This window comes from Protofrankia sp. CiP1_Cm_nod3 (genome assembly GCF_982290655.1).
Window position 1 is genome coordinate 18,404 of record NZ_CEVIVD010000093.1, and the last position, 2,634, is coordinate 21,037.

Consider the following 2,634-nt stretch of genomic DNA (forward strand, 5'->3'; position numbering starts at 1 on the left):
GCCCTGGAGCCCTGGAGCCCAAGGCGAACAGCACCTGTTATCCACAAGCGGAGGCATTCACAGGCGATTTGGACCTGCGACTCTGATACACAGGAGACACGACCCATCCATCGCCAGGGAGACAGGCCGATGAACGAGCGTTTCCTTCAGCTCAGCGATGTGGCGGAGATCCTCAACATCTCGTCAAGCCAGACGTACGCGCTGGTCCGCTCGGGTGAACTCCCCGCCATAAAGATCGGCGGACGCGGACAGTGGCGAGTCGAACGCAGCGAGCTTGAGGGATACATCCAGCGGGCATACGAGCAGACCCGCGCCTTCGTGCTCGCCAACCCCCTCGGCCGCGGTGAGACGCTGCCGGACGAGGAGTTCCCCGGCCTGCACGGCTGACCGGGGCCGGAAGCAGGCCCGGCCTGGATCGCCCGGACCGGTTCCCGGCCCGTCCCGCCAGATCGGCGCCGCCGGACCAGCGCTACGGCCCCGGCCGCCGAAACCCCGGCCCGGCCGGAGCGCCGCCGCCGCGACCGCCACTTCATCGGTGGGAATCCCGTAGCGCGAAGAAGCACGCCATGACGTCGTCAGCGCTCCGGGAGCGCCAACAGCCTTTCCTGCGACAGCGTCCTGCGCGACAGCGCCCTGTCCTGCGTGACAGCGTCCTGGCGCGGCAGCGGCTCACACGGTCCGGCGGACGAAGCCGATCGCGGCCAGTGGGATGGTCCGCACCGCGCGTACCGACCGTGCCCTGCGGAACTCGTCGTCCAGATGCTCGGCCACTTCGACGAAGTCCGCCCCGACCCGGTCGACAGTGCCCCGCACCGGGGTGCCGTCCGCCAGCACGGCCACGCACGGTGAACGGTCCCGCGCCACACCCCGCAGGACATAACGCAGATCCAGCCGGACCGCCAGCGGGCCCTCGTGGCCGGGATGCGCCGACAGCGCGGCCAGGCCATGCACCCACAGCACGCGGTGTAACGGCACCAGCGCCTCGTGGGCCGCCGGCTCCCGCAGCAGCATCCAGTCCACCCCCAGCGCGGTGAGCCATCCGGTCAGGACGCTGTCGGACTCCCGCCCGACAACCTCGACGCCCACCCGCAACGACGAGCCGATCGCCGGCCGCAGCCGGTCGATCAGACGCAGGTACCCGGCCTCGCGCCGGCTCCTGTCGATGAGCTCGGCGTCGAGCTCGGCCGCCTCGGCCGCCTCCCACTGCGTCTCAAGATCGGCGAAAAGCGCCTCCCAGCGCACCCGTCCCTCCCTCTTCGCTCCCGGACGCCGCCGCGGGCGCCTGCCCATGCGCGGGCCCGAGCTCCGGCCGGCCGCTGGGCGTCCGGCCGGCAACCGCCGGAGCGGCGCAGCCGGACGCGCGGCGCGGCGGCAGCGGATACGGCCCGGAACGCCAGCCATCGCCAGCCATGTAACCATGTGTAGCCATACAGGCGGCGGTATCCGTTGGCGGGCACCGGCCGCCGGAGACGATCCACGCGAACGTGCCGCCGGTATACGCCTGCCTGACCGAAAAGCGCGTGACGGCCCACCCTGCCTGCCTGGGGCATGCACCACGCAGCGGTCATGGACGGTGTCCGCACCCCATGACCGGTGCCCCAGCAGGGTGGCATGGACCGCTCCCGCGTGTCCAGCCAGTGGGAGCGGGCCTGCGGCGAGCGCTGGACGCGGGCACACGGCGATCATGATGGACACCGGCCGCGGACACCGTCGGACCCGCGGACGGCGAGCAAACCATCCAACCGAGGTTGACATCAACCCTTCAGGGGTTTACACAAGCAAACGAACCCAAACGAAGCTTTCCAAAGATCAAATGGGCCAATGGATCAACGGCTGGATGATTCTTTCCGTGCCGCCGACGGATCAGGCCCCCGAATCACCGGGAGTTGCCGATGCCAGCCGTCCGGCGCGTGCTCGTCTTCCTGACGGGAGCGGCCGCCGCGACGGCACTGGCGATCATCCTGATCGCGGTCGGGCCGGGGCGAGCGGATCTCCCGTCCGGCTTCTCGGCGGTGCCCGACTGGGTCACGGCCGATCCCGAACACGCGCTGGTGACCGTTGTCGGCCTCGCCGCGTGGGCCTGCCTGCTGTGGCTGTGCGCGGGGTTCGTCCTGGCCGCGCTCGCCGCGCTGCCCGGCGGCGGCGGGCGGGCCGCGGCGGCCGCCGCCCGGCGCATCCTGCCCCGAGCCCTGCGCCACATGGCCGAGGTGGCGCTCGGCGTCACCCTTGCGGCGGGGGCCACTGCCCCGGCGCTGGCAGCCGGCCCGGTAGCGGGCACCGGGCCGGTGACCGTCCCGGTGCCCGTCACCACCAGCGTCACGGCTCCCTCGACCATCTGGCCGGACGTCGACCCGGCGCTGACGGCGAGCCCGTCAGCGGCCACCGGGCCGGCCACGGCCGGCACCTCGCCCTCGCTCCCTTCGCCCTCACTCCCCTCGTCCGCACTCCCCTCGACTGTGCCCTCCTCGACCGCGACCATCTGGCCGGACGTCGACCCGTACACCCCCGCCAGCACCTCGTCCACCCCGTCCACGCTGTCCGCGGACGGGGCAGGAGCATCCACGAAATCGCTGGAGCCGGCGGCGCCCGGCTCTCCGGCGCAGCTACCGGCCACCACGGCGTCTCCGGCGCAGC

2 protein-coding genes and 1 pseudogene are annotated in these 2,634 nt (G+C 72.2%); 2 read left to right on the forward strand and 1 reads right to left on the reverse strand.

Annotated features, from left to right (window positions below; all coding sequences use genetic code 11):
• The first annotated feature begins 129 nt into the window (after positions 1-129).
• Positions 130-387: a helix-turn-helix domain-containing protein gene (locus tag AC5LUJ_RS16820; protein ID WP_250287461.1), complete on the forward strand. Its 258-nt coding sequence runs from the start codon at positions 130-132 to the stop codon at positions 385-387.
• Between the two features lie 282 nt (positions 388-669).
• Here the strand turns inward: AC5LUJ_RS16820 and AC5LUJ_RS16825 are convergent, their stop codons facing one another.
• On the reverse strand, positions 670-1,242 hold the full coding sequence (locus tag AC5LUJ_RS16825; protein WP_250287458.1) for a hypothetical protein: 573 nt from the start codon (positions 1,240-1,242) through the stop codon (positions 670-672).
• Between the two features lie 650 nt (positions 1,243-1,892).
• On the opposite strand from AC5LUJ_RS16825, the pseudogene AC5LUJ_RS16830 reads away from it, so the two are divergent.
• Positions 1,893-2,634, forward strand: a pseudogene (locus AC5LUJ_RS16830) (LysM peptidoglycan-binding domain-containing protein); the annotation flags it as partial.

Coding starts and splice junctions, on each gene's coding strand:
- AC5LUJ_RS16820 (WP_250287461.1), top strand. CDS start 130: ATGAACGAGCGTTTCCTTCAGCTCAGCGATGTGGCGGAGATCCTCAAC.